The sequence below is a fragment of the Candidatus Protofrankia californiensis genome (genome assembly GCF_900634765.1).
Taxonomy (GTDB): domain Bacteria; phylum Actinomycetota; class Actinomycetes; order Frankiales; family Frankiaceae; genus Protofrankia; species Protofrankia californiensis.
Window position 1 is genome coordinate 1 of record NZ_CAAAFT010000269.1, and the last position, 894, is coordinate 894.

The 894-nt window shown below is 73.3% G+C and carries 1 protein-coding gene; it reads right to left on the reverse strand.

Annotation, left to right across the window (positions count from 1 at the left end; genetic code table 11):
• Nucleotides 1-894: SDR family oxidoreductase (locus DD1DGNOD_RS14785; protein WP_206443189.1), on the reverse strand; the 894-nt coding region annotated here is incomplete at both ends.

An 894-nucleotide genomic window follows, 5' to 3' on the forward strand; every position in this document is an offset into this window, starting at 1 on the left:
CGGCGCAGGAACGACAGCCGCTCATCGAGCTGCTCCAGGTCGCGGGCGGCCTGGCGGACCCGGTCGGAGCGGGGCGCGTACCCCAGCGCCCGACCGGCGAGCTCGGTGAACCGCTCACCGCGCCGCAGCCTGCTCTCGACCGTCGCGGCCCCGGCGAAGCGCCAGTCGGTGGCCGCGACGGCACCACGGTTGCGTGAGATCAACGGGTGGCGCTGGAAGTACTCACGGACGTGCTCGTAGAGGTCCCGGAACAGCAGCGGGTTACGGAAACCCGAGCAGATCGTGTAGTAGGCCGGGGTGGATGCCGGCGGGGTGGCCGCCGCCGCGGCGATGATCGCGTTGACCACCAGGTCGACCGGGATGATGTCGATGATGCCGTCGGGGGAGGCCGGAAAGTCCGGCAACTCCCCGCGCCCGTAGGCGATGATCAGCGGTTCGGCCATCTTGAAGCCCTCGATCCACCCCGGAAACGGGCGGGCCAGCGCGCTTTCGATGATGGACGGGCGCACCACCGTCAGCGACAGACCGTCTCGCTCCTCCTCCAGGTAGCGCTCGGCGAGCGCCTTGGTGAAGGTGTAGCAGTCGGTCCAGCCCAGCACGCGGGCCCGCTCCCCGCCGACGTCGACGAGCCTGCGGTCCACCCACCTGCGGCGGCGGCGCTCGGCCTCGCGGGAGACCGTCTGGGCCCCGGCGCGGACGTGTTCGGCCTCGGCCTGCTCCCGGAACCCGCGCAGCGCGTCGGGGGTGCGGGAGGCGTCCTCGGCCGCCACGCGCGCCCGCTGCGCGGCCGCCTGCTCCGTCCGCCAGTCGACGTTGTGCACCAGGCGGCCCTCGGCCACGTGCCCGGACCGCAGGCCCGCCACGTACGCCGTGGAGATGTGCACGAGGTGGGGC